General features: G+C 53.2%; 24 protein-coding genes, 2 tRNA genes and 1 pseudogene. 12 read left to right on the forward strand and 15 right to left on the reverse strand.

Going from position 1 to position 22,829, the window contains the following annotated elements:
- Window positions 1-159: 159 nt before the first annotated feature.
- The 7 genes from QN359_RS08760 to QN359_RS08790 all read left to right on the forward strand — a co-directional run bounded on the left by QN359_RS08760 (window position 160) and on the right by QN359_RS08790 (window position 6,218).
- Window positions 160-615, forward strand: a complete 456-nt coding sequence (locus QN359_RS08760) for a universal stress protein (RefSeq protein ID WP_322248842.1) — start codon at window positions 160-162, stop codon at window positions 613-615.
- Between the two features lie 147 nt (window positions 616-762).
- On the forward strand, window positions 763-1,404 hold the full coding sequence (locus QN359_RS08765; protein ID WP_322248843.1) for a response regulator transcription factor: 642 nt from the start codon (window positions 763-765) through the stop codon (window positions 1,402-1,404).
- A 146-nt stretch (window positions 1,405-1,550) separates the two neighbouring features.
- Complete coding sequence (locus QN359_RS08770; RefSeq protein ID WP_322248844.1) at window positions 1,551-1,934, forward strand: response regulator transcription factor; 384 nt, start codon at window positions 1,551-1,553, stop codon at window positions 1,932-1,934.
- Window positions 1,935-1,962: 28 nt separating this feature from the next.
- Window positions 1,963-2,841 carry a helix-turn-helix domain-containing protein gene (locus tag QN359_RS08775; protein WP_322248845.1) on the forward strand — a complete coding sequence of 293 codons (879 nt, stop codon included), beginning with the start codon at window positions 1,963-1,965 and terminating at the stop codon, window positions 2,839-2,841.
- Between the two features lie 68 nt (window positions 2,842-2,909).
- Window positions 2,910-3,749 carry a universal stress protein gene (locus QN359_RS08780; RefSeq protein WP_322248846.1) on the forward strand — a complete coding sequence of 280 codons (840 nt, stop codon included), beginning with the start codon at window positions 2,910-2,912 and terminating at the stop codon, window positions 3,747-3,749.
- A gap of 120 nt (window positions 3,750-3,869) precedes the next feature.
- A complete protein-coding gene (locus QN359_RS08785) occupies window positions 3,870-5,837 on the forward strand; it encodes an MASE3 domain-containing protein (protein WP_322248847.1) in 1,968 nt (655 codons plus the stop codon).
- A gap of 33 nt (window positions 5,838-5,870) precedes the next feature.
- Window positions 5,871-6,218, forward strand: coding sequence for a flagellar basal body rod C-terminal domain-containing protein (locus QN359_RS08790; protein ID WP_322248848.1), 348 nt, complete (start codon window positions 5,871-5,873; stop codon window positions 6,216-6,218).
- Between the two features lie 15 nt (window positions 6,219-6,233).
- On the opposite strand, the gene QN359_RS08795 is transcribed toward QN359_RS08790, so the two are convergent.
- From QN359_RS08795 to QN359_RS08835, 9 genes are all read right to left on the reverse strand, one after another.
- Window positions 6,234-6,980 carry a sulfite exporter TauE/SafE family protein gene (locus QN359_RS08795; RefSeq protein WP_322248849.1) on the reverse strand — a complete coding sequence of 249 codons (747 nt, stop codon included), beginning with the start codon at window positions 6,978-6,980 and terminating at the stop codon, window positions 6,234-6,236.
- Entirely contained in the window at window positions 6,980-7,231 is a 252-nt protein-coding gene (locus tag QN359_RS08800) for a hypothetical protein (RefSeq protein ID WP_322248850.1), read from the reverse strand. Before QN359_RS08800 ends, QN359_RS08795 begins: the two co-directional genes overlap by 1 nt.
- A gap of 90 nt (window positions 7,232-7,321) precedes the next feature.
- Window positions 7,322-7,861, reverse strand: a complete 540-nt coding sequence (locus QN359_RS08805) for a FixH family protein (RefSeq protein ID WP_322248851.1) — start codon at window positions 7,859-7,861, stop codon at window positions 7,322-7,324.
- A 69-nt stretch (window positions 7,862-7,930) separates the two neighbouring features.
- Window positions 7,931-9,343 (reverse strand): cytochrome c oxidase accessory protein CcoG, encoded by a 1,413-nt coding sequence (gene ccoG / locus QN359_RS08810; protein ID WP_322248852.1) that lies wholly within the window; start codon window positions 9,341-9,343, stop codon window positions 7,931-7,933.
- Window positions 9,344-9,384: 41 nt separating this feature from the next.
- Complete coding sequence (ccoP, locus tag QN359_RS08815) at window positions 9,385-10,377, reverse strand: cytochrome-c oxidase, cbb3-type subunit III (protein ID WP_322248853.1); 993 nt, start codon at window positions 10,375-10,377, stop codon at window positions 9,385-9,387.
- 2 nt (window positions 10,378-10,379) lie between these two features.
- Window positions 10,380-10,526 carry a cbb3-type cytochrome c oxidase subunit 3 gene (locus QN359_RS08820; RefSeq protein WP_322248854.1) on the reverse strand — a complete coding sequence of 49 codons (147 nt, stop codon included), beginning with the start codon at window positions 10,524-10,526 and terminating at the stop codon, window positions 10,380-10,382.
- A gap of 45 nt (window positions 10,527-10,571) precedes the next feature.
- Entirely contained in the window at window positions 10,572-11,189 is a 618-nt protein-coding gene (gene ccoO / locus QN359_RS08825) for a cytochrome-c oxidase, cbb3-type subunit II (RefSeq protein ID WP_322248855.1), read from the reverse strand.
- Between the two features lie 27 nt (window positions 11,190-11,216).
- A complete protein-coding gene (gene ccoN, locus QN359_RS08830; protein WP_322248856.1) occupies window positions 11,217-12,650 on the reverse strand; it encodes a cytochrome-c oxidase, cbb3-type subunit I in 1,434 nt (477 codons plus the stop codon).
- A gap of 287 nt (window positions 12,651-12,937) precedes the next feature.
- Window positions 12,938-14,854: a SurA N-terminal domain-containing protein gene (locus QN359_RS08835; protein WP_322248857.1), complete on the reverse strand. Its 1,917-nt coding sequence runs from the start codon at window positions 14,852-14,854 to the stop codon at window positions 12,938-12,940.
- A 367-nt stretch (window positions 14,855-15,221) separates the two neighbouring features.
- Here QN359_RS08835 and QN359_RS08840 point away from each other — a divergent pair, with 367 nt between their 5' ends.
- A complete protein-coding gene (locus tag QN359_RS08840; protein WP_416200196.1) occupies window positions 15,222-16,631 on the forward strand; it encodes an MFS transporter in 1,410 nt (469 codons plus the stop codon).
- A gap of 146 nt (window positions 16,632-16,777) precedes the next feature.
- On the opposite strand, the gene QN359_RS08845 is transcribed toward QN359_RS08840, so the two are convergent.
- Entirely contained in the window at window positions 16,778-16,921 is a 144-nt protein-coding gene (locus QN359_RS08845; protein WP_322248858.1) for a PIN domain-containing protein, read from the reverse strand.
- Window positions 16,918-17,205, reverse strand: coding sequence for a type II toxin-antitoxin system Phd/YefM family antitoxin (locus QN359_RS08850; protein WP_322248859.1), 288 nt, complete (start codon window positions 17,203-17,205; stop codon window positions 16,918-16,920). Before QN359_RS08850 ends, QN359_RS08845 begins: the two co-directional genes overlap by 4 nt.
- 159 nt (window positions 17,206-17,364) lie before the next feature.
- Here QN359_RS08850 and QN359_RS08855 point away from each other — a divergent pair.
- A pseudogene (locus QN359_RS08855) lies at window positions 17,365-18,006 on the forward strand (IS3 family transposase); the annotation flags it as partial.
- A 90-nt stretch (window positions 18,007-18,096) separates the two neighbouring features.
- Here QN359_RS08855 and QN359_RS08860 read toward each other — a convergent pair.
- The gene (locus tag QN359_RS08860; protein ID WP_322248860.1) at window positions 18,097-18,243 is read right to left on the reverse strand and encodes an AAA family ATPase; all 147 of its coding nucleotides are present in this window, start codon (window positions 18,241-18,243) and stop codon (window positions 18,097-18,099) included.
- Between the two features lie 133 nt (window positions 18,244-18,376).
- Here QN359_RS08860 and QN359_RS08865 point away from each other — a divergent pair, with 133 nt between their 5' ends.
- Entirely contained in the window at window positions 18,377-18,661 is a 285-nt protein-coding gene (locus QN359_RS08865) for a hypothetical protein (protein WP_416200197.1), read from the forward strand.
- Between the two features lie 446 nt (window positions 18,662-19,107).
- Here the strand turns inward: QN359_RS08865 and QN359_RS08870 are convergent.
- The 3 genes from QN359_RS08870 to QN359_RS08880 all read right to left on the reverse strand — a co-directional run bounded on the left by QN359_RS08870 (window position 19,108) and on the right by QN359_RS08880 (window position 19,615).
- A tRNA-Asp gene (locus QN359_RS08870) sits at window positions 19,108-19,184 on the reverse strand.
- 32 nt (window positions 19,185-19,216) lie between these two features.
- Window positions 19,217-19,292, reverse strand: a tRNA-Val gene (locus QN359_RS08875).
- A gap of 50 nt (window positions 19,293-19,342) precedes the next feature.
- Entirely contained in the window at window positions 19,343-19,615 is a 273-nt protein-coding gene (locus QN359_RS08880; protein ID WP_322248861.1) for an HU family DNA-binding protein, read from the reverse strand.
- A 250-nt stretch (window positions 19,616-19,865) separates the two neighbouring features.
- On the opposite strand from QN359_RS08880, the gene purT reads away from it, so the two are divergent.
- Both purT and nadB read left to right on the forward strand, forming a co-directional pair.
- Window positions 19,866-21,086 (forward strand): formate-dependent phosphoribosylglycinamide formyltransferase, encoded by a 1,221-nt coding sequence (gene purT, locus QN359_RS08885; protein WP_322248862.1) that lies wholly within the window; start codon window positions 19,866-19,868, stop codon window positions 21,084-21,086.
- A 113-nt stretch (window positions 21,087-21,199) separates the two neighbouring features.
- Window positions 21,200-22,807, forward strand: a complete 1,608-nt coding sequence (gene nadB, locus QN359_RS08890) for an L-aspartate oxidase (protein WP_322248863.1) — start codon at window positions 21,200-21,202, stop codon at window positions 22,805-22,807.
- The last annotated feature ends 22 nt before the right edge of the window (window positions 22,808-22,829 follow it).

Raw genomic sequence — 22,829 nt, forward strand, 5'->3', positions numbered from 1 at the left:
AGGTGTAAAAAACGTCCATCAGGCTTTTGCGACAGCCTCTGAAGGCCGGGGTTTCAAACCCTAGTCAGATTTTTGATGAAGTTTGATCTTGCTCAAGCGCTACCGACGCCATAGCTAGGATGATGAAGACAGCACACGCTTGCCTTGAAAGGATTGGTCATGTACCACAAAATCTTACTGCCCACCGATGGCTCCGAACTGGCCTCGGCCGGCATTACTGCCGGCATCGCTTTCGCCAAGCAAATTGAGGCGCAAGTCGTCGCTGTCTTCGTCGCTGGCAATTACCAGTACCCTATCTATATCGACATCATCCCACCCAACACGCCAACCGAAGCCGATTATCAAGCCACCATGCGCACGGTCGGCGACAGCTATCTTGAAGCCGCACGCACACTGGCCGAGGAAGCCGGCGTGTCCTTCACCGGCGTGGTCGAGTTCAACGATTCAGCCGCCAAACAAATCGTCCGCACCGCATGCCAGCAGGGCTGCGACTTGATTTTCATGGGCTCACACGGACGCAGTGGCTTAGGGCAATTACTGCTAGGCAGTACCACCGCCAAGGTCTTATCACTGTGCGACATCGCAGTGCTGGTGCACCGAACGAAAGTGCGCTGATTGACGCACAGTTACCACACCAAGGCGGCGGCATTCAAGCCGTCGCGGGCTCTGGCGCGCTTTTGTACAGTACAATGGTGCAAATCTTGGGAAGCGCGAATGAAATTGCAGCGGCTTGCCTGCCACCACTGCGATGAAAATTCACACATGATCCGTATTCTGATTGCCGACGACCACACTATCATGCGCGAAGGGCTCAAGCGCATCCTCGACGGCAATGAAGACATCGTCGTCGTCGGCGAAGCGGTCGATGGCTTCGATACACTGGAAAAAGTACGCAGTACCAGCTTCGATGTCTTGTTAATGGATTTATCGATGCCGGGACGCAGTGGCGTCGATTTGATTCGTCAAATCAAAGAAGAATTCCCCAAGCTGCCGATCCTGATTTTAACCATGCATGAAGAAGAGCAGTATGCCGTGCGCGCCATTCGTGCCGGTGCACGCGGCTATCTGACCAAAGAAAGTGCCGGCACCCAATTAGTGACAGCGCTGCACAAGGTCGCGTCCGGGCGACCTTACATCAGTATCGAAGTGGCCGAACAACTGGCCATGAATGCCATGCCGGCCGATGACAGCCTGCCACATCTGAGCCTGTCGGACCGCGAGTTTGAAGTATTCTCGCACTTGGTCAAAGGCAGGACCATCACCGAAATTGCTGAACTGCTGCATCTGAGTGTCAAAACCGTCAGCACGCACAAAATGCGCATCATGCAAAAAATGAAAATGCATACCCTCTCTGACCTCGTGCAATACGCCGTCGCACACAATCTCCTCGTCCCCGCAGTCTGAAGCTCAGCGCCCAACGTGTAGGAATCGTCCTATACGGGCGGCGCTAAATACTACAAGTCAAATCAGCATCGACTGATATAAATCAAAGTTCGTAAGCGTGATAATGGACACAAGCAAACAAAGCAGTGTCCAAGCACGCACGCATCATGAATTTATTTATCGTTGAAGATTCCGTCTTAATTCAGAACCGACTCATACGCTTCGTTGAAGAAATCCCCGGCATCCATGTTATCGGGGTCGCCGCCGACGTCACCACTGCCTACGATCGCGTCATCCACAGCAATACCGACGCGATGTTACTCGACCTGCAACTCGGCGAAGGCAACGGCATGCAATTGCTCAAAGATATCAAGCACAGTAAACCGGAAGTGAAAGTGCTGATCTTGACCAACCATTCCAACGCTGAAAATCGTCTGCATGCCTTACGCGCCGGTGCCGACAGTTTCCTCGATAAATCGACCGATTTCGCCATGATTCCCGCCGTACTGCACCGCTGGCAAGCACCGATCACACTCAATACTATCAATTAAACTATTTCTCGTATTTCAGGAGACTGACATGAACACTACCGCAATTTCTTCCCGCCCGAGCAGCAGCAAACTTCCGCTCAGCAAGGTGCTGCCCTTGAGTAGCGAGGCGGGCTGGCGCTGCCATGGTAATTTGTGGTCGAATTTACGCGAAGTCTGCGAGCTCTTGCACATCCCGGCCCCGGCCAGCAGCGGCGACGAAGAAATATTGTTTCAACATGTGCGCTTCAAAGCCGGTCAACGCGTGCATACGATAGGCCAGAATTTCGAATCGCTGTACATTGTTAATTCCGGCTTCCTCAAAACTGTGCTTATCGATGAATACGGCAATGAACAAGTCCTGAGCTTCCCGATGAAAGGTGATTTGCTCGGCATCGATGGCATCCATAACCAACAGCATGCTTCTGAAGCGGTGGCCTTGTCCGATTGCGACATCATTTTACTACCCTATAAAACCTTCGCTGCGCTCGGCCGTACCTATGCCGAACTCGAGCATGCGATGTTTTCGGTGATGAGCCGCGAACTGGTGCGCGAACAATTAATGATAGGCATGTTGAGTGCCTTGAGTGCCGAAGCCAAAGTCGCGCGTTTCCTGACCAGTCTGGGCGAACGCTTCAGCTTACTCGGCTATTCCGGCCGCGCCTTCAATCTGCGCATGACGCGCCATGAAATCGGCAGCTATCTGGGACTGACGCTGGAAACGGTCAGCCGTACCCTGTCGGCCTTCAATGAAATGGGCTTGATCAGTGTCGATCAGCGTGAAATCTGCCTCATCGATATACTGACCTTAAAAACCCTGCGCCGCTTGCCACCGGCTAAGGCACGCAGTAAAGTCAGCGACAAAGTAACGGCATTGGTTGGTAAAAAGCTGTTGCCGCAATGGGGTAGCGAAGCAGCCGTCGCTGCATAATCCACAAATACCGTATGCTTTGTGTCTGACGCAAAGCAAGCGTTTAATTTTATCTATGGAGGCTCAAGATGTCATACAAAACGATACTGGTACACGTCGATGAATCGGACCGTTCCAAACTGCGCGTCGATTTGGCCGCGCAACTCGCTCTCGATCAAGGTGCCCACCTGATCGGTACCGCCGTCACCGGCGTGTCACGCTTCATCTACCAAGATGGCAATATCAGCGCCAGCGACCCCAATCTGACGATACACCTGAATTTTTTACGCGAACGCGCAGAAAAAGCCATCGCCGTATTTAATCAACAAGTCACCCAACGCGGCGTCACTTCATTCGAGAGTGCGATCGCCAATGATGAAGCCGGCGGCGGCATAGGCTTGCAAGCGCGGTACAGCGACTTGGTCGTGATCGGCCAAACCAATCGTGATGAACCATCGCCATCGGTATTGCCCGATTTTCCTGAATACCTGATCATGAATTCCGGTCGCCCGGCCCTGATCATCCCGTATGCCGGCGAATTCGACCACATCGGCAAACGTCCGCTGATTTCTTGGGATGCCAGTCGCGAAGCGACGCGTGCCGTCACCGATGCGATTCCGCTGCTGAAAAAAGCCGAGCTGGTGCAAGTGGCGATTTTCAATACCAAGTCGGTGCCCGACGCGCACGGCGAACAACCAGGTGCCGACATCGCCCTGTATTTGGCCCGGCATGGCATCAAAGTCGAAGTCTCGGTGCACAAGACCTCCACCGACATCGGCAACGCCCTGCTCTCGCTGGCCCATGACTTCGACAGCGACATGCTGGTCATGGGCGGCTACGGTCACTCGCGCTTGCGCGAAATGATCATGGGCGGCGTCACCAGAACTATCCTTGAAAGCATGACCGTGCCGGTATTCATGTCACATTAAGTTCACGCGCAAGCGGAATCGATGGCACTCTGTTCGAGTGCCATTTTTTTATCCGCAACGCGCCCTTCCATACCTTGATTCCTTGTAATATAGAAAATGTTTTCGCCACCGAGCCCAGCCATGCCATCCACCGCCCTGTTTCTGAGTCCCGCACTGCAGCGCGCGCGCTGGCTGTGCGCCTTGCTGTTTTTGGTTTCTGGTATTTTATGGAGCACGCAGGAACGCTTGTCGAACATCGTCATTCACCATGCGCTGCCACTGCACATGCTGCTGGAAACGATAACGATCATTATTTTTACCTCAGTATTCATCGTCTGTTGGAATGCCTTCGGTGAAGTGCGCAAAATCAGCAGCGTGATACTGGCCGTGGCATTTTTATGTGCCGCAGTACTCGGCTTACTGCATGCGATCAGCTTTCGCGGCATGCCCGGCTTCGACAGTGCGACCGATATGCACAAATCGCTAAGCTTTTGGCTGGCCTCACGTGCCATCATCGCTGCCACCCTGCTAGGCTTGGCACTCGATCCGCAAGACTCGGAAATCAGCGAACGCCACTCGAATACCCTGCTGCTGGTCGGCGTGACGATCACCGCGTGCTGGGCCGGCGTCATCTTCAGTTTCCCCTCGTTGATTCCATTAACCTACCTCGAAGGCTATGGCCAAACCTCATTCAAACTCAGTTGTGAAGCCGGCCTGATCGGCGCCAATGGATTGAGCGCGATATTATTTTATCGCCATGCATTGCGCTTCGGACGCCAACAAATCGCCGAACACTTGCATATCGACCGCACCCCATTACTGCTGGCCAGCGCCATGATGGCCCTGTCCGAAGTGTATTTCTCACTGTACGCCAGAGCGAGTGAGATCGATGTCGTGATCGGTCATGTGCTGCAATTATGCGCCGCCGTGGCGATTTACCGCAGCATGGTGGCAGTCAATATCCACAAACCTTATGCCAGTCTGGCGCAAACTACTGCTCGTCTGGCCAATTCAGCTCGCGAACTGAGCTTGCAGCGCGAACGTCTGAGTCGCATGATCGATACCGCCATCGATGGCATCATTACCGTCGATGATCAGCAAAACATTGTGTTGGTCAATCCGGCGGCCGCCTTCATCTTCGGTTATACGGTAGAAGCCTTGACCGGCAGTTCGCTCGACCGACTGATTCCGCCGCGTCACCGCCATACGCACGCAGATCACGTCCAACAATTCGGTGCGGCCGGCGTCACTCGACGCAAAATGGGCACGCACTTCGAAGATTTTTACGTCACCGGTTGCCGTGCCGATGGCAAGGAATTTCCACTCGAGGCCTCGATAGCGCATCAACTGGAAGATGGAAAACGCTATTACACCGTGATTTTCCGCGACGTCAGCGAACGCAAAATCGCCAAAGAAAAAATGGCCGCCTACCACGACCAATTAAGCCTCTTGTCATCCACCCTGCAAACCATACGCGAAGAAGAACGCAAGCACATCGCACGCGAATTGCATGACGATTTAGGCCAACTGCTGGCGGCGCTACGGATGGATCTCTCGCTGCTACAACGTGATCAACAACTGACCAGCCGCAGCGGCCAAACCATACACAGCATGGATCAGCTAATTCTGACCGCCATTACCACCTTGCGCCGCATCGCTACCGATTTACGTCCACGTGCCCTCGACGAGGGTGGTCTGTATTTTGCCCTGCAAAGCTTACGTAAAGACTTCACACAAAGGCATGGCATAGAATGCGAATTGATCGCCGATGAAGAACAACTGACACTCGATGATGCCCACAGCACGGCGATTTTCCGCATCGTACAAGAGTCGCTCACCAATGTTGTACGGCATGCCATGGCCAGCGAAGTACGCATTGAATTTGAACGCACGCCGAGCAAATTGGAATTCAGTATCAGCGATAACGGCAAAGGCATCGATGAGGGAGATATGCGCAAAACGCAGTCATTCGGCTTGGTCGGGATGCGCGAACGAGTCAAGGCCATGCAAGGAGAATTCCAGATAAACAGCCGCGGTAGCGATGGCACAAGCTTGAGAATCAGCTTGCCAATGCGAAATATTTCTGCAAATCATGAAAAAATCGACTAAGCTCAAAGCAGTTTCTTCTTAGCGGAGCATGTCATGTCTATTTCATCACTAAGCAGCGGCCTATCGGGTATGCGTGCCAATCAAACTGCGCTCGATGCCGCCGGCCACAATATTGCCAACGCCGAAACCGACGGTTTTACGCCGCAGCAAGTCAGTTTTAAAGAAAATGCTGGGGCCGGCGTCCAAGTCAATATCAGCCAAGCCGGTGCCAATGCCAGCACCACGACAAGTACCAGTACAGCGAGCAGCCAAGCCAGTGCAACCGATCTCAACAACGAGATCGTCAACTCGCTGACCTACCAAGCCAATTTCGCCATCAATGCCAAGGTGGTGAAAAGCGCCGATCAAACTTTGGGCACGCTGCTCGACATCAAAGCCTGAACGATTCAGCGGCACTCAAGTCAGCGGTACCACACATAAAAATCCCGGCATGTTCTGCATATCGACGTAGAAAAAACCTGCGCTTCCCAACCCAATGAGCAGCACCGCACCAGCGTAACGTGCAGCCGGTGGCACGCCGACGCGGCTAATGGCATGAAAAATCCCCTGACTGAGCAAGAGATGCGGCAAGGCGCACAAGCCGAACAACAGCATCAGCACGGCACCCGACCAGGCTGCGCCCGATAATAAGGCGAACGGCAACACCGCATACAGCAAGCCACACGGCAAACAGCCCCAGCCCATACCGATCAAAAACGGCCAACGTAAGCCATGCTTCAAGGCCGGTAAAGCGGCAAACAGCCGCGCCTGTAAGTTGGCACCCCACTTACTCAAGGCAGTCACTTGCCAACGCCAACCGAGTACGCGCAAACCGAGAAAAATCAAGGCCAAGTTACCGAAGGCATACAGAATTTGATGCAATGGCCAATGCGGCGGCAGCAAAATGCCGGCACTGCCGAGCGCACCGAGCACCGCGCCGATCAGCATATAGGTAGTCAGCCGCCCGGCTTGCAGCAGAATTTGAAACCGCAGCGCCGTGCGCGGCCTTGATACGACCGGCGACCCTGCCGAGCCTATCGGTATGATACGGCGCGTCCCCGCCTGTGTCAGCAAAGTCGAAATACCGCCACACATGCCAACGCAATGCACGCCACCAGCCAGTCCGGCAGTAATGGCCGCCAATACCAAGGGAAGCGTCAACACTAAGTGGCCTTTTGCGCCAATAAGGCGGTCAAGCCGCTGGATAAAATACCGAGCATCCAGAAAATAAAGAATCCCAGCGTGTAGACACCGCTGATATGCATTTGCAAACGTCGATCAAAAATGATCAACTCCATCGGATCGACCAAACTGAAAAACAAGCCGGTCGCTACCGCCGCCATTAAAAACGCCGGCCACAAAACTATCATCAACATCGGTCGCAACATATGCTGAGGATGCGCGTTCTGTTCCATGTTCTTACCTCCTTGTACCAGGTGAAATCTGCTATCCCATACTACGCTGGGCGCTGCTCCAGCTTCCCCTCAGAGAAGCGCCGAACACACTCAGCGCGCGGCCGACAATGCGGCCGGCTTTTGGGTCGGCTCATACCAATCACCGGTCAAGCGCCAGTCGCTCGTTTCCAACTTAATATGGAATAATTTAACAGCACTCGAAGAAATATTCGAGGCCAGCTTGATATCGCCTTCATAACGACCGTCGCTGATCAGCTTCATCGGCAAACGACGTATGACTTCATTAACCGAACTGCCATCTTCGGCGGCATTGGCCAAACTCAGTTGTAAAGTTTGCGGCAATACGCCTTGACCGCGTAATTGCAGGCGAATTTTTCCGGCATTCATATCGAGCGTCAAATTTGCCGCCAACTGCAATTCTCTGGCTTTGGCATCGCGCCGAATATCGGTATTAATCATCAAGCCTTGCTTATAATAATCTTCGGCCACCACTTTATCGGAACCGAGATACGCCAACACGCCGGTAAAAATACTGGCACAAACCACTATCGCAGGCCCACCAACAACCAGCAACAACCACGGTTCTTTGTACCATTTATCGATTTTCTTCGGTATCAATACAGCTTCCATACTTTCCTCCAAAAAGCCTTGAGAGGCAAACATACAATCAAATTCGTCTGAATAAAACCAGCAGCAACGCTATCGCGGAACAATAAATACTGCTTTTTCCGTCACACTCACATCCTCGGCATCGAGATCTTGAATCACGAAGCGAATACGGTTCGAACCGATTTGCAGCACATTCGGCGGCACCCGTACCCGTACCGGCATGGCGCGAGCCGTGGCTGACTTGACGTCGATATCGGCATTATTGAGAATCACAGCACCCGGCACACCGAGCACCCGCACACTGTAACGACGCGGTGACTCCTGAGTATTCATCACTTGCAAGCGATAGACATTTTCAATCTCACCGGCTTCGGTGATACGTGGCTGACCGCGATCTCGGATCACGTCGACTTTCAAGGGCACGTGGTAGTACAGCGACACCGCACTGGCAAGAATGATGAGGCCGAGTATGGCTGCATAAATCAGCGTGCGCAGACGGAATACGCGCTGCCACATCGCTTGCTTATCGAGCTTGCCAACCAGCGCGTGTTCGGTCGTGTAGCGGATCAAACCGCGCTCATAACCCATTTTATCCATCACCTGATCACAACCATCGATACATAAGCCGCAGGCAATACACTCATATTGCAGGCCGTTGCGAATATCGATGCCAGTCGGACAAACCTGAACACAGATGCCGCAATCGACGCAAGCACCGAGGCCGGCCGCTTTAAAGTCGACTTTTTTATTGCGTGAACCGCGCGGCTCGCCGCGTTCACTGTCATAGGTGACGATGAGGGTATCTTTATCAAACATGGCGCTCTGAAAGCGCGCATACGGACACATATACTTACACACTTGCTCGCGCATCCAACCGGCATTGCCATAGGTGGCAAAACCATAAAACAGAAGCCAGAACGTCTCCCACGGCCCCAAAGTAAGGCCGGCGACTTCCAGCGTCAATTGGCGAATCGGTGTGAAGTAGCCGACAAAGCTAAAGCCGGTCCATAAGGCGATCGCCAACCAAATAAAATGCTTGATGAATTTTAAAGAAAATTTACGCGCCGTCAGCGGCCCGGCATCGAGTTTAATGCGAGCATTGCGGTCACCTTCAACCCGTTGTTCTACCCAAAGAAAAATTTGGGTATACACGGTTTGCGGACAGGCGTAACCGCAGAACAGGCGGCCAGCCACAGCGGTAAATAAAAACAGGGATAAAGCTGAAATCACCAACAACACGGCCAGATAAATAAAATCTTGCGGCCAAAAGACAATACCAAAGATATAGAATTTACGCGTAACCAGATCGAACAGCACGGCTTGCCGGTCATTCCAGTTCAACCACACGGTACCGTAAAACATCAACTGCGTAATGACCACCAACACCCAGCGCCATGAGGCGAACCAGCCTTTTTGCGAACGCGGATAAATCTTCTTGCGCTCTTCAAACAGGGCAAGGTCAACCTCGTCAAGAGGCACCGGGATGATGGGGATATGCTTCATTTTTTGCGTCTTTATTAAATAATTACTTGTACTGCAAAAACTTACTTATCAAGCGTGGTGGCAGCTGAAATTTGCTTGATCGCAGGGACATCGGTGTCACTGACCTGGGCTGCCGTACCGTTATTCGACAAACTCCACACATAGGCTGCCAACAAATGGATCTTAGCTGGCGTCAGAATGTCTTTATGTGCCGGCATCTGGTTATTGCGACCCTTATTGATGGTTTCCATGATGGTATTGATATCACCGCCATAGAGCCAAATTTTGTCGCTCAAGTTCGGTGCGCCGAGCACTTGGTTACCCTTACCGTCGATACCATGACAAGCCGCGCAAGCCGCAAATTTCGGCTTACCGATCGCCGCTTTAATCGGATCATGCGCCGAATTCGACAAGCTCAGCACATAATTGGCGACATTGCGTACATCATCATCGGTACCGACCACGGCACCCATCGGTGGCATTTGACCGTGACGACCTTCATTGAGCGTGGTCTTGATCGTTTCCGGATCGCCACCATAGAGCCAGTCGGTATCGGTCAAATTCGGATAGCCTTTACCACCTTGCGCATCCGAACCGTGACACTGCGAACACGTGTTCAAGAACAGCCGTTGGCCGATTTCATGGGCTTGCGGATCTTTAGCGACCTCTTTGATATCCATTGCCAGAAATTTATTGAAAACCGGACCGTACTGCGCCTCGCCATCTTTCATTTCCTTTTCATATTCGCCAACCTGACTCCAACCCAAGCTGCCTTGACGGGCACCAAAGCCTGGATACACAATCAGATAGCCGATGGCGAACACGATGGTCAGATAAAACAACCACTTCCACCACAATGGCAACGGATTATTCTGCTCCATCAAGTTGCCATCCCAAACGTGTCCGGTCGTTTCCGCCGGCAAAGGCTTGCCGTCAGTACCGATCTTGACTCTCACCTTAGACTGCGACCACAACAGCAGTGCGCAGGCGGCAATACTGATGGCCACAACAATGGCGATCCCTATTCCCCACCATTCATTAAAAAAATCAGCCATGACTATTTTCCATCCTCATTTTCAATTGGCAAGCGAGCCAGTTTCTCGAAGCGCTCCTTGTTACCGGAACTGAATGCCCAGTAGACGATGCCCACAAAAACAATCAGGCTGATCACCGTCACCACACTGCTCAGGATTGTAAAGCTCATAATTTTCCCTTTTTTAAAAAGTGATAACCCAAGGAGACACTCTTCTTAGTTTTTGTTTTTGATTGCCGTACCAAGAACCTGCAAGTAAGCGATCAAGGCATCAAGCTCAGTCTTGTTTTCCAATTCCGCCGGACCAGCTTTGATGTCGGCATCGGTGTATGGCACACCAAGTGTCTTCATCGCTTGCAGTTTCGGCGTGATATCGGATGGATCCAAGGGCGACTTGGCCAACCACGGATAAGCCGGCATATTCGATTCGACCACCACCGAGCGCGGATCAGTCAAGTGATCGCGGTGCCAGTTGTCGCTGTAACGACCACCGACGCGCGCCAGATCCGGACCAGTGCGCTTACTACCCCACTGAAACGGATGATCGTAGACCGATTCACCAGCCACCGAATAGTGACCATAACGTTCGGTTTCCGCACGGAATGGACGGATCATCTGCGAGTGGCAGCCGTAGCAACCTTCACGCAGATAAATATCGCGACCGGCCAGTTGCAGCGGCGTATAGGGCTTCATACCCTGCACCGGCTGCGTGGTCGACTTCTGAAAAAACAGCGGAACGATTTCCACCAAACCACCGACACTGATCGTCAAGATAACCAATATCAGCATCAGGCCGACGTTGCGCTCGATCAGATCGTGAGTAAATTTACGCATTACATTTCTCCTGTTGATTTCTCTGACTTATGCATGCGCGGTCGGCAATGCGGGAATCGCATTATTGACCGGCTTGGCAGCCATCAAAGTTTTCGCCACGTTATAAGCCATGACTACCATGCCGCTCAAATACATCGCGCCACCGGTCAGACGAATCACGTAGTACGGGAAGGTTGCTTTGACTGATTCCACGAAGGAATACGTCAAGGTACCGTCTTCATTCACCGCACGCCACATCAAGCCCTGCATCACACCGGCGATCCACATCGAAGCGATGTACAGCACCACACCGATGGTGGCAACCCAGAAATGCACCTCAATCAAACGCTTGCTGTACATTTCAGTCTGACCGAACAGACGTGGAATGAGGTAATACAAACTGCCGATGGAAATGAAACCGACCCAACCCAAGGCACCCGAGTGCACATGGCCAATAGTCCAATCGGTGTAATGCGAGAGTGAATTGACGGTTTTAATCGCCATCATCGGACCTTCGAAGGTCGACATACCGTAGAACGACAGCGAAACGATCAGGAAACGCAAGATAGGATCAGAACGCAACTTGCTCCAAGCACCCGACAAAGTCATGATACCGTTGACCATGCCGCCCCAAGATGGCGCCAGCAAAATCAGTGAAAACACCATACCGATCGATTGTGCCCAATCCGGCAAAGCGGTGTAATGCAAATGATGCGGCCCCGCCCACATGTAAGTAAAAATCAGCGCCCAGAAATGGACGATGGACAGACGGTACGAGTACACCGGACGATCGATTTGCTTAGGAATGAAGTAGTACATCATGCCGAGGAAACCGGCAGTCAGAAAGAAACCGACCGCATTATGTCCATACCACCACTGCACCATCGCATCCTGCACACCGGCGTAAGCCGAGTAGGATTTAGTCAGCGAAACCGGAATCGCCGCACTGTTGACGATATGCAGAATCGCGACGGCCAAGATGAATGCACCGTAAAACCAGTTGGCAACATAAATATGCTCGACTTTGCGCTTGACCAGCGTACCGAAGAACACGATGGCATACGCGACCCACACCACGGCGATCAAAAGGTCGATAGGCCATTCGAGTTCAGCATACTCTTTACCCTGCGTGTACCCGAGCGGCAGCGTGATGGCCGCCGCGACGATCACCAATTGCCAACCCCAGAACGTGAATTCCGCCAAACCGTCCGAAAACAACCGGACGTTGGAAGTGCGCTGCACAACATAGTATGACGTCGCCATCAGTGCACATCCGCCGAAGGCGAAAATCACTGCATTGGTGTGCAAGGGACGCAAACGTCCGTAGCTCAACCAAGGTATCCCTGTTAAAAATTCCGGCCAGGCCAGTTGAGTCGCAATCACCACGCCTACGAGCATGCCGACTATTCCCCAAACTACAGCCATGACAGAAAATTGGCGTACAACTCGATAGTTGTAGGTGTTTTCTTTAGTTATCGTCATGATCTCACTCTGTTGTAAAAATACCCTGCCAGAATAACAAGGCACTGTTTAGTTACATTGATACACATCAAATGTTTTCGGAATCCGAGAATGCTTCGCACAGTCCTGCCGCAAATAGCGCAAAGCTGCGTGCCCACAGGCGCAGAGTGAGACTGACGGTGGCTGGCCGCCTTAATAAAAAAATATCATCGGACCATCATAGCAAGTCCGTCATCATCACGGCTAACTCAATTCAAGACGAAAAAAAACGGCGTCCGCAGACGCCGTTTTTTTGGAACTACCTGGTGTTACTCAATGACTGGCGCGCTCGTGCTCAGTGCCGCCTTATTGATCGTGACCTTGGCTTTGGTTTTCAAACCCTCGATATACGAACTCAGTTCTTGCTGTGCGATCAGATTAGCAAGTTGCTTCGCTTCCGCCTTGCGTTTTTCCAGATCTGGTGTGCCGGCATTGACTTTGGAAATCCGATAGATGCTGTAGGCCTCGCCCGCTTCCAATGTGGCAAACGCCGGCAGCTTACGCGTATCGGCTTGCATGATTTGCTTGAGCGCCGCCGCCGGTATATCGAGCGGCTTGGCGCGCGAAACCAGCTTCGCTTCAGCAAAGCCACTGCTTGCATCCGCCACCAGCAAGGCCGCCAAGCGCGCTTTACCGGCTTGCTCCGCCAAGACCAAGGCTTGCTCCTGCGTCAAGCGAGAAATGATCGCCGCGCGCACTTGATCCAAGGGTTGGCGACTGGCTGACTTATAGTCGACGATACGCGCTGCGACCAAGGTATTCGGTGCCACTTCAACCACTTCAGTGTTGTGTTTCTTCTTCACGACATCATCGGCAAACAAGGCTTTGATCAACTTTGGATTGGCCAGTACCGGATTAGTTACAGCAGGGTTGCCGCTGCGGGTGATGCCATCGACGACTTCAATTTTCAAACCGAGTTTATCCGCGACCGGCTTCAAACTGTCGGACTGTTCATACGTCAGATTACCGAAGCTTTCAGCGGCGTCAGCATACGCCTTGAGCGCTTTTTGTTTTTTAATATCACCAGCGATCTGGGTTTTGATATCAGCCAGCGGTTTAACCGATGCCGGCTTGATATCAGTGACTTCAATGATATGAAAACCATAGTCACTCTGTACCACGTCGCTGATTTGTCCTTTACTGAGCTTGAACACGGCATCTTCAAATGGCTTGAGCATCGCGCCCTTACCGAAGAAATCGAGGTCACCACCACGTTCAGCCGAACCGGAATCTTGCGAGTTTTCTTTTGCCAATTTGGCGAAAGCCGACGGATTACTGCGCAACTGCAGCAGCAGCGCATCGGCTTTGGCTTTCGCCTTGGCTTTGACATCGGCGCTGGCATCTTTGCCGGCGGCGATCAGAATGTGGCTGGCACGACGCTGTTCATCGACGCTGTAAGCTTTTTGATTACTTTGGTAGAACGCTTCAATTTCCGCATCGCTGACCACACTGCGCTCGGCCAAGGCTTCATTACTGAGCACCACGTACTGGGCTTTGATCATTTCAGGGATATCAAATTGCGCAGCATTTTTATCGTAATAGGCCTTGATCATCTCATCACTGAGCTTGACCTCTCCGAGGTAATCGCTAGCCTTGAACGATAACACCGCGACTTCACGTTCCTGCTCACCGATCAAAGCCAAACGGTCGGAAATGGTCTTCGGTACAAAACTGGTGTTTTGCACCGCCCCGAGCAACTGCTCGAGCACCATATCTTGACGTAAGCGCTGTTCGTACAGGGCCGGATTCATGCCCTGGGCAGCGAGTAAGCTGATATAGCGTTCTTTATCAAAACTGCCGTCCGGTTTGATCATGCCGGGCGTCGCCAAAATCGCCTGCTGCAACATGGCATCGCTGATCGACAATTTACTCTGCACAGTTTCGACCGCAATGGCCTTGCGACCGACCAGTTCATCGAGCACGCCCAGTTTCATTTCCGGTGTATTGAGCAATTTCGAATCAAATTGCGCACCATACATCTGACGGAATTTATCGAGTTGCTCACGCATGGCACCATCGAGTTCCTGCTGCGCCACCACTTGGCCGGCGACTGTCGCGACCGTGGCACCGGCAGCCGCTTGCGATCGGGTATAACTTTCTATACCGAAAAAAGCAAACGACGGGAAAATAATCAGCAACAGCAAAAACTGCATCAAGCGCTGATGGGTACGAATATATTCAAACATGTTCAACCAATCGTATGACTAAAAATGACAATTCTGGAATAACAAAAAAAGGCGAACTCGCGTTCGCCTTTCGCATTTCCAGCGCAGCGGAACCGGTCGTTAGCGACTGATACGCCGGTCTATCCAAGGAATTAACAGCATTGTTAACACAAGAGAACAATTTTCATCATTCCGTGTCGCCGCTGACCGAATCAGGATTTTATCAGTCTTTTCTGCCTGCTTGTGGCAGTGGCAGCAAAAAGAAGCAGTGAAAACAGGCTTTTTTGCTGATTTTTCATGATTAAAAACACAAGCAGGACAGACGTTCATGCTCATGCCAGCAACATTAATGACAAACCATTACAATCACCCACCTATTCTCACCAACATGGCCAGTTCACGCCTCATGCCTCTTTCCGCAAAAGTCACCCCACCAGCGATCTACACAGATGGCTTGCCGGCGCGCGAACGTTTGCTCGCCATGCTGGCACTCTCGCTCGGCGTCGCCATGGCCTCACTCGACACGGCCATCGCCAATACCGCCCTGCCAGCGATCGCCGCACAATTGCATACCTCAGCGGCGGCCTCGGTCTGGATTATCAATGTCTATCAACTCGCCATGGTCGCAACCTTGCTGCCGTTTGCCGCGCTTGGCGAAATCATCGGTTACCGGCGCGTTGCATTGGCCGGCATCGCACTGTTTACACTGGCATCATTGGCCTGCGCCTGCGCTTGGTCGCTGCCCTCACTGGTGATCGCCCGGCTATTTCAGGGTTTAGGTGGCAGCGCCATCATGGGTGTCAATACGGCACTGCTACGTTCGATTTTCCCTGCCCAGCTACAGGGACGTGGCTTCGGCCTCAACTCCATGGTGGTCGCAGTAGCCTTCGCGACCGGGCCAACCCTGGCTTCCTTGATTTTAGTCAGCGCCGCATGGCCCTGGCTGTTCGCTATTAATATCATACCGGGTGTGATCGCACTGCTGCTGGGGCGCCGCTTCCTGCCGCTGAGCGCAGGGGCCAAGCATCAGATCGATAAACTGACGGTGTTTTACAATATCGTCGCCTTCAGCCTGCTGATTTTATTATTCGGTGACGCCGCCCATCTCGCTGCGCGCACCACCCTGCTGACCGAATTGATCGCGACGATGGCCTTCTTCGGCTTACTGATTCATCGCCAGCGCAATCATCATGCCCCGATGCTGCCGCTCGATTTATTACGCCGCCCCTTGTTTCTACTCTCGGTGGTGACAGCGATCTTTACTTTCGCCACCCAAAGCCTGGCCTTCGTGACGCTACCGTTTTATTTTGAAATCGTACTCGGCCGCTCACCCGTGGAAACCGGTTTTCTCATCACCCCGTGGGCCATCATGGTGGCCATCATGGCACCGCTAGCCGGACGCCTCAGTGACCGCTATCCGGCCGGTCTGCTCGGCGGCATAGGCTTGGCGATTTTGGCCGCAGGTATGAGTGCACTGGTATTTATGCCAACTACAGCCGGCGTAGCTGACATCGTCTGGCGCATGGCGGTCTGCGGAGTCGGTTTCGGTTTTTTCCAAGCCCCTAACCTGAAAGCGATCATGAATTCCGCCCCCGCCAAACGTGCCGGCAGCGCCAGCGGCATCGTCGCCACCGCGCGCCTGCTCGGGCAAGCCAGCGGTGCCGCCTTGGTCGCGCTCTGCCTTAGTCTGTCTGGCAACGCCGGCACCAGCCATGCCTTGGTGCTGGGCGCACTGTTCGCCGGCTGTGCCAGCATTGCCAGTTTTTCACGCTTATTTGTTGCTGCGACGCCGGAATAGTCAGGCTAAGTCGGTTTTTTTAACAATCGCTGGCGCCGATGAACGCGTTTGGTTTGATGTTACCTCAGCTGCCCACGCCTCCGCATCGTCGCTCCCGCGTAGGCCGATACCTAGTGGCGGTTCACACAAAATACAAAGCAATACGATCAGATGTCCAGGTTGGCACGCCGATCATCAGGCGCAAAGAACTTGACCGTCGCAGCATTGTCGAAAATCAGTTCACGCACCCGCTTCCCCAGCACAGCACGAATCAGAATGTTCGCATCGAGAACGATGGCCTTGCCACTCATGCTGCTTTGGGTTTCAACTTTTTCGCAGGCGCACTTGCCCTCTTGCGTGCGACTTTGAAATCTGCCACTACAGACTCGACATCCACCCCCTGTGCCTCAAGCAGCTCGTCCAAGGTCTTGCTGGCTTTTTTCAAGGCAACAATATCGGCTTCCGCTTGTCCATGTATGGGAATAAAGTAGCCAACTGTTTGCCCATGCCGTGTCACCGCCACTGGCGTGCTTGATGCAATGTACTCGGCCAAGTCGGTGCGGAACTCGCGTATACCCACCTTCATTGTCTCCATGTGATTGCCCTTTCAGTTGCGAATCTATGTGTACACACTTTACGCAATCCAGCAGACTGATGCAAGTCTCTCTCCAATTAATCAGCGATTGCAAGACGTAGTGCGACCAGTACTCAGTTGTATCGACAAAACGCGGAACACACGACAACTTTCAGACATGTGGCCCCAGACCCCAACACCAGTAAAGCGCATCCGCAGAACAAGATTTACCCGTACTTACTGAGACGTATCGACGTCACTCGACCAAATATGGTCTGGAGTACAGACATCACCTTCATCAGGCTGCCGCGGGGTTTTGTGTATCTGGTGGCGATGGTTGACTGGTACAGCCGGAAGCTGCTGTCCTGGCGGTTGTCGAACACGATGGATACGGGGTTTTGCGTGGACTGCTTGGAAGAAGCCATAAAATGGTATGGAACGCCGGAGATTTTTAATACCGATCAGGGTGCGCAGTTTACCAGCCACGCCTTTACTGGGCTGCTGCTTAGAAGCGGCATTAAAATCAGCATGGACGGTCGCGGTCGGGCACTGGATAATATTTTTGTTGAGCGCCTATGGCGCAGCGTGAAATAGGAAGAAGTGTATTTGAAAAAGCATGAAAGTATGCCGGAATTGGTGATCGGCTTGGCGAACTATTTTATGTTCTACAACGCTGAACGTAAACATCAATCATTGGGTTATCAAACGCCGGAAACCGTGTATGGCTCAGGCGTGGGCGGCGGTGCCAAGCTCGTGAATAAATTTGGTGCTGAACTGCCTGATTCAAAAATACAGGAAAAGAAAAGCACGGTAGTGATGTAGTGCGAATAACGGGGCCGCGCCGTGCAGCTGTGGCAGAAACAGGCACTATCTTAAACTCTTTGGATAATTGTCTGGACTTAGGGGGCCACTTTACCGTTCCAAGAGGCGGAACACGCCGATGAAATTCGATTTTCCCGAACCGTTGGCGCCGATGATCACGTTCAAATCACCCAGCTCCAACTCCGCGCTGGCGATCGATTTGAAACCCTCTATCTTGACCTGGCGTAACGTTCGCATGGGGTCTCCTATGTAATCCGCAAATGAAATAGGCCAGCAGGTTTGGCCTCGTTGCGCAACAAAATTTCCTGCGGATAATCATGCGCCTCGCCCATAAAATAGGACCGAAATCGAGGCTGTCGCTGGCGTTAGGGTGAGCGCAACGCCAGCGTACGGCATCCGTGGCCGAGTTGTTAACGATGCGGCCGGTGCCAGATGGCAACCAGAACAATGGTACAGCCACGAGCATCGGCATAGTGGCATTCCGTTCGTGACGCCAGCAGAACGCCATCAGGAACGTGGCCGAATGATTTTAGCACAACGCAAAGCAGTCTATGAAATCGCCCGTGCAAAGCAACCGGAACGCTGGCGAGGTGATACGCGAAACTGGACTTGGGTTGATCAGGTCAGTCTCAATCCTGATCGTGAAGAAGTCTAAAAAATGAATAAGGAAATGGCAGCGGCTTGACCTCAAATCTTACCAACTATCTTGACAGATACCGCCCGCTCACCCTGATAAGCAGCGCCTTCTATGCGATTCGTGTTCCTCGGCTCATGATTTATGATTCGTACTTCCTTCCCACGGTTGGTCACCCTTCCGCAGTTGTACTTCACTTCGCTCGCTGTGGTCAGCTTGCGGGAGGACTTGCACCTCCAGGAGTGCGCCCATGCTGGGCGCACATGAAAAAAGCCGTTTGCTTGCGCAAACGGCTTTTATTGTTTTGGCGGAGCGGACGGGGCCCTCCCACATCCTGCGGGCCGCTGCCGGGCTGGTAAGCCCGGCCCAAGCTCAGCCTCACCCCACCCCGACGCAAGCCAAACTCTTGGCTTGCTTCCGCTGAAATGAAAAAAGCCGTTTGCTTGCGCAAATGGCTTTTATTGTTTTGGCGGAGCGGACGGGGCTCGAACCCGCGACCCCCGGCGTGACAGGCCGGTATTCTAACCAACTGAACTACCACTCCTGGTATTTCTTTTCTATTTCTATTTGATGAACTGGTGGGCGCTGAGAGGCTCGAACTCCCGACCTAAGCCTTGTAAGGGCTCCGCTCTACCAACTGAGCTAAGCGCCCGCACCTTACCATCAAACATCACGACGCCGTCACAGCGCCACGAAAGAGCATTAGTTTACAGCATCTTTCAACGCTTTGCCAGGTTTAAATTTAGGAACCTTGGCTGCCTTGATTTTTATTGCCTCGCCGGTACGTGGATTGCGGCCGGTTCTGGCTGCACGCTTACCAACGGAAAACGTGCCGAAACCGACCAAGGTGACGGTGCCGTTCTTCTTTAAAGTCGTTTTTACTGCATCGATCAATGCGTCCAGGGCGCGCGCTGTAGCCGCTTTGGAAATATCCGCTGTTTTCGCTATATGATCGATCAACTCAGTTTTATTCACTTCAAGCCCCCTCGTAAAAATTTGAATTCGCTGCGATATCGTCGGTTATTGTATTGGTCGTTCATCGCTCGCACTCGGCAAAAATTGCTGCCCACGATATTAAACAAGCGGCCCACTTTGGTGTCAAGCGGTTTGCAAGCTTTCCATACAAACATCCGTTTTAATTCTGATTTCCTCAGTATAATTTGAACTTTGCAGCAATGACCACACCGGCTGCCTGCACACCAAACCCTAAAACCATTACCAATCCATGAACTCCACACACCTCATCGGCACACCGCTGTCACCATCCGCCACAAAAGTCATGTTACTCGGCTCGGGTGAGCTCGGCAAAGAAGTTATTATTTCGCTTCAGCGACTGGGCATTGAAGTCATTGCCGTTGATCGCTACGCCAACGCCCCCGGTCATCAAGTGGCGCATCGCGCCTATGTCATCGATATGACTGATGGTGCCGCATTGGCCGCTCTGATCGAACAAGAACGCCCTGATTTAGTGGTGCCGGAAATCGAGGCTATCGCCACACCGATGTTGATGGAATTGGAAGCCGCCGGTAAAGTGCGCGTCATCCCGACCGCGCGCGCGGCTTGGCTGACCATGAACCGCGAAGGCATACGCCGACTCGCAGCAGAAACATTAGGGCTGGCCACCTCGCCATACCGCTTCGCCGATAGTCAGGAAGAATTACGCGCCGCCAGTCTTGAAATTGGTTTTCCATGCATCGTCAAACCGGTCATGTCGTCGTCAGGAAAAGGCCAGTCGCGTCTCGACAGCGCGGCGGATGTTGATTCTGCTTGGGACTATGCCGCCGCCGGCGGTCGCGTCAATTCCGGTCGCGTGATTGTCGAAGGCTTCATCGATTTCGATTATGAAATCACCCTCTTGACGGTACGCGCCATCGGTGCCGCCGGTCAGATAGAGACGCATTTCTGCGAACCGATCGGGCATGTGCAAGTTAACGGCGACTATGTCGAATCCTGGCAGCCGCAAGCCATGCATCCGGCTGCTTTGAAACTGGCACGTGAAATCGCCAAAAAAATTACCGATGACCTCGGCGGCCTGGGTTTGTTCGGTGTTGAGCTGTTCGTTAAAAATGACATGGTGTGGTTCTCCGAAGTCAGCCCGCGCCCACACGATACCGGCATGGTGACGATGGCCAGCCAGGCTCAAAGTGAATTTGAATTGCATGCCAAGGCGATACTCGGCTTGCCGGTCGATATCAGCTTGTTGTCGCCGGCCGCTTCGGCCGTCATTTATGGCCAACATGATGCGGTCGGCATCGCCTTCGAGGGCGTTGCTAAGGCTCTGCAAGTGCCGGGCACCGATATCCGTTTATTCGGCAAGCCGGAATCGTTCGCACGCCGGCGCATGGGCGTAGCACTGGCGAAAGCAGCCGATACCGATACCGCGCGCACCTTGGCCAAAGCAGCCGCTGCCAAGGTGAAACCTGTAATTCCGGGCAAGGCAAACTGAGCGTACCGCGCGACCGCGCCGCAATCCTGTAATATACGGGTTAGCGCGGCCGGGACGTCCGCGTTCCGGCCGCGCCAGAACAGCTGCGACTGCAACCATATAAAGTAGACATAATGAAGAATTTCGATGTTGCCATCGTCGGCAGCGGACTGGCCGGCCTGTCGGTCGCCTTGCATCTCGCCAAGACCCGCAAAGTGGCGATCATTTCCAAGCGCGAATTACTCGATGGCGCCAGCAGTTGGGCCCAAGGCGGGATTGCCGCAGTACTCGATTCGCATGACAGTCACGAACAACATATTGCCGACACCCTGATTGCCGGCGGCGGCTTGTGCGATGAAGGTGCGACGCGCTACATCATCGAACATGGTCGCGCTGCCATCGACTGGCTTATTGAGCAAGGCGTACCATTCACGCGCGACGACGAAGCCGAGCTCGGCTTTCATTTGACGCGCGAAGGCGGCCACAGCCAGCGCCGCATCATTCATGCGGCTGATGCCACCGGCCATGCGGTGCAAGTGACGCTCGAGCAGAAGGTGCGCAATCACCCCAATATCAGCCTGTTCGAACACCATTACGCCATCGACGTCATCACCTCAGCCAAACTCGGCGCACCCTTGACTACACCTCGCTGCGTCGGCCTGTATGTGCAAGACGTCCGCACTGGCAAGGTCGATACCTTCGCGGCGCAACACACTGTGATGGCCACCGGCGGTGCCGGTAAAGTGTATCTGTACACGACCAATCCCGATACCGCCACCGGTGATGGGATTGCCATGGCTTGGCGTGCCGGTTGCCGGGTCAGCAATATGGAATTCATGCAATTCCACCCGACCTGCCTGTACCATCCGTTTGCCAAATCTTTTTTAATTACCGAAGCCGTGCGCGGTGAAGGTGGGGTACTCAAACTGCCGGCCGAAGCCGGGGCTGCTGCCGGCACGCGTTTCATGCTGGCGCACGACGAGCGCGCCGAATTAGCCCCGCGCGATGTGGTCGCACGCGCCATCGATTTTGAAATGAAAAAACGCGGCCTTGATTATGTCGAACTCGATATCAGTCATCAACCGCCGGAATTTCTCAAAGAACACTTCCCCACCATTTACGCGCGCTGCCTTGAACTCGGCATCGACATCACCAAACAAGGTATACCGGTGGTGCCAGCGGTGCATTTCACTTGCGGCGGCATTGTTACCGATACCGATGGCCGTACCGATTTACCTGGTCTGTATGCGGTCGGCGAGACTGCTTGCACGGGGCTGCATGGCGCCAATCGCTTGGCCAGCAATTCGCTGCTCGAATGTTTGGTGGTCGGTCACGCCACGGCCCTGCACATCGAGAGCCAGGAGCGTGCGAGTCCATTAGCCCTGCCGGATTGGGATGAAAGTCGGGTATCGGACGCTGACGAAGAAGTCGTGATCGCGCACAATTGGGATGAGCTGCGTCGTTTCATGTGGAATTACGTCGGCATCGTACGCACTACCAAACGACTCGAACGCGCCAAACACAGAATCCGCCTGCTCAAAGAAGAAATCGACGAGTACTATGCTAATTTCCGCATCTCGAATCACTTGCTCGAATTGCGCAACTTGGTGGAAGTGGCTTCGCTGATCGTCAACAGCGCGCTATCGCGCCGGGAAAGCCGCGGCCTGCATTTCAGTCGCGACTACCCCGATACCTTACCGAAGGCCTTGCCAACGGTATTGACACCGAAACGCAAAAAATAAGCGCGCCGCAGCGACCGCTGGT

The sequence above is a fragment of the Undibacterium sp. 5I2 genome (genome assembly GCF_035019605.1).
Lineage (GTDB): Bacteria > Pseudomonadota > Gammaproteobacteria > Burkholderiales > Burkholderiaceae_D > Undibacterium.

Coding starts and splice junctions, on each gene's coding strand:
- QN359_RS08765 (WP_322248843.1), top strand. CDS start 763: ATGATCCGTATTCTGATTGCCGACGACCACACTATCATGCGCGAAGGG.
- QN359_RS08790 (WP_322248848.1), top strand. CDS start 5,871: ATGTCTATTTCATCACTAAGCAGCGGCCTATCGGGTATGCGTGCCAAT.
- QN359_RS08845 (WP_322248858.1), bottom strand. CDS start 16,921: ATGAGTGGCAAGGCCATCGTTCTCGATGCGAACATTCTGATTCGTGCT.
- QN359_RS08835 (WP_322248857.1), bottom strand. CDS start 14,854: ATGTTTGAATATATTCGTACCCATCAGCGCTTGATGCAGTTTTTGCTG.
- QN359_RS08785 (WP_322248847.1), top strand. CDS start 3,870: ATGCCATCCACCGCCCTGTTTCTGAGTCCCGCACTGCAGCGCGCGCGC.
- ccoG (WP_322248852.1), bottom strand. CDS start 9,343: ATGAAGCATATCCCCATCATCCCGGTGCCTCTTGACGAGGTTGACCTT.
- QN359_RS08850 (WP_322248859.1), bottom strand. CDS start 17,205: ATGGAGACAATGAAGGTGGGTATACGCGAGTTCCGCACCGACTTGGCC.
- QN359_RS08780 (WP_322248846.1), top strand. CDS start 2,910: ATGTCATACAAAACGATACTGGTACACGTCGATGAATCGGACCGTTCC.
- nadB (WP_322248863.1), top strand. CDS start 21,200: ATGAAGAATTTCGATGTTGCCATCGTCGGCAGCGGACTGGCCGGCCTG.
- QN359_RS08770 (WP_322248844.1), top strand. CDS start 1,551: ATGAATTTATTTATCGTTGAAGATTCCGTCTTAATTCAGAACCGACTC.
- QN359_RS08840 (WP_416200196.1), top strand. CDS start 15,222: ATGGCCAGTTCACGCCTCATGCCTCTTTCCGCAAAAGTCACCCCACCA.
- QN359_RS08860 (WP_322248860.1), bottom strand. CDS start 18,243: ATGCGAACGTTACGCCAGGTCAAGATAGAGGGTTTCAAATCGATCGCC.
- ccoN (WP_322248856.1), bottom strand. CDS start 12,650: ATGACGATAACTAAAGAAAACACCTACAACTATCGAGTTGTACGCCAA.
- QN359_RS08820 (WP_322248854.1), bottom strand. CDS start 10,526: ATGAGCTTTACAATCCTGAGCAGTGTGGTGACGGTGATCAGCCTGATT.
- purT (WP_322248862.1), top strand. CDS start 19,866: ATGAACTCCACACACCTCATCGGCACACCGCTGTCACCATCCGCCACA.
- ccoO (WP_322248855.1), bottom strand. CDS start 11,189: ATGCGTAAATTTACTCACGATCTGATCGAGCGCAACGTCGGCCTGATG.
- QN359_RS08760 (WP_322248842.1), top strand. CDS start 160: ATGTACCACAAAATCTTACTGCCCACCGATGGCTCCGAACTGGCCTCG.
- QN359_RS08800 (WP_322248850.1), bottom strand. CDS start 7,231: ATGGAACAGAACGCGCATCCTCAGCATATGTTGCGACCGATGTTGATG.
- QN359_RS08805 (WP_322248851.1), bottom strand. CDS start 7,861: ATGGAAGCTGTATTGATACCGAAGAAAATCGATAAATGGTACAAAGAA.
- QN359_RS08775 (WP_322248845.1), top strand. CDS start 1,963: ATGAACACTACCGCAATTTCTTCCCGCCCGAGCAGCAGCAAACTTCCG.
- ccoP (WP_322248853.1), bottom strand. CDS start 10,377: ATGGCTGATTTTTTTAATGAATGGTGGGGAATAGGGATCGCCATTGTT.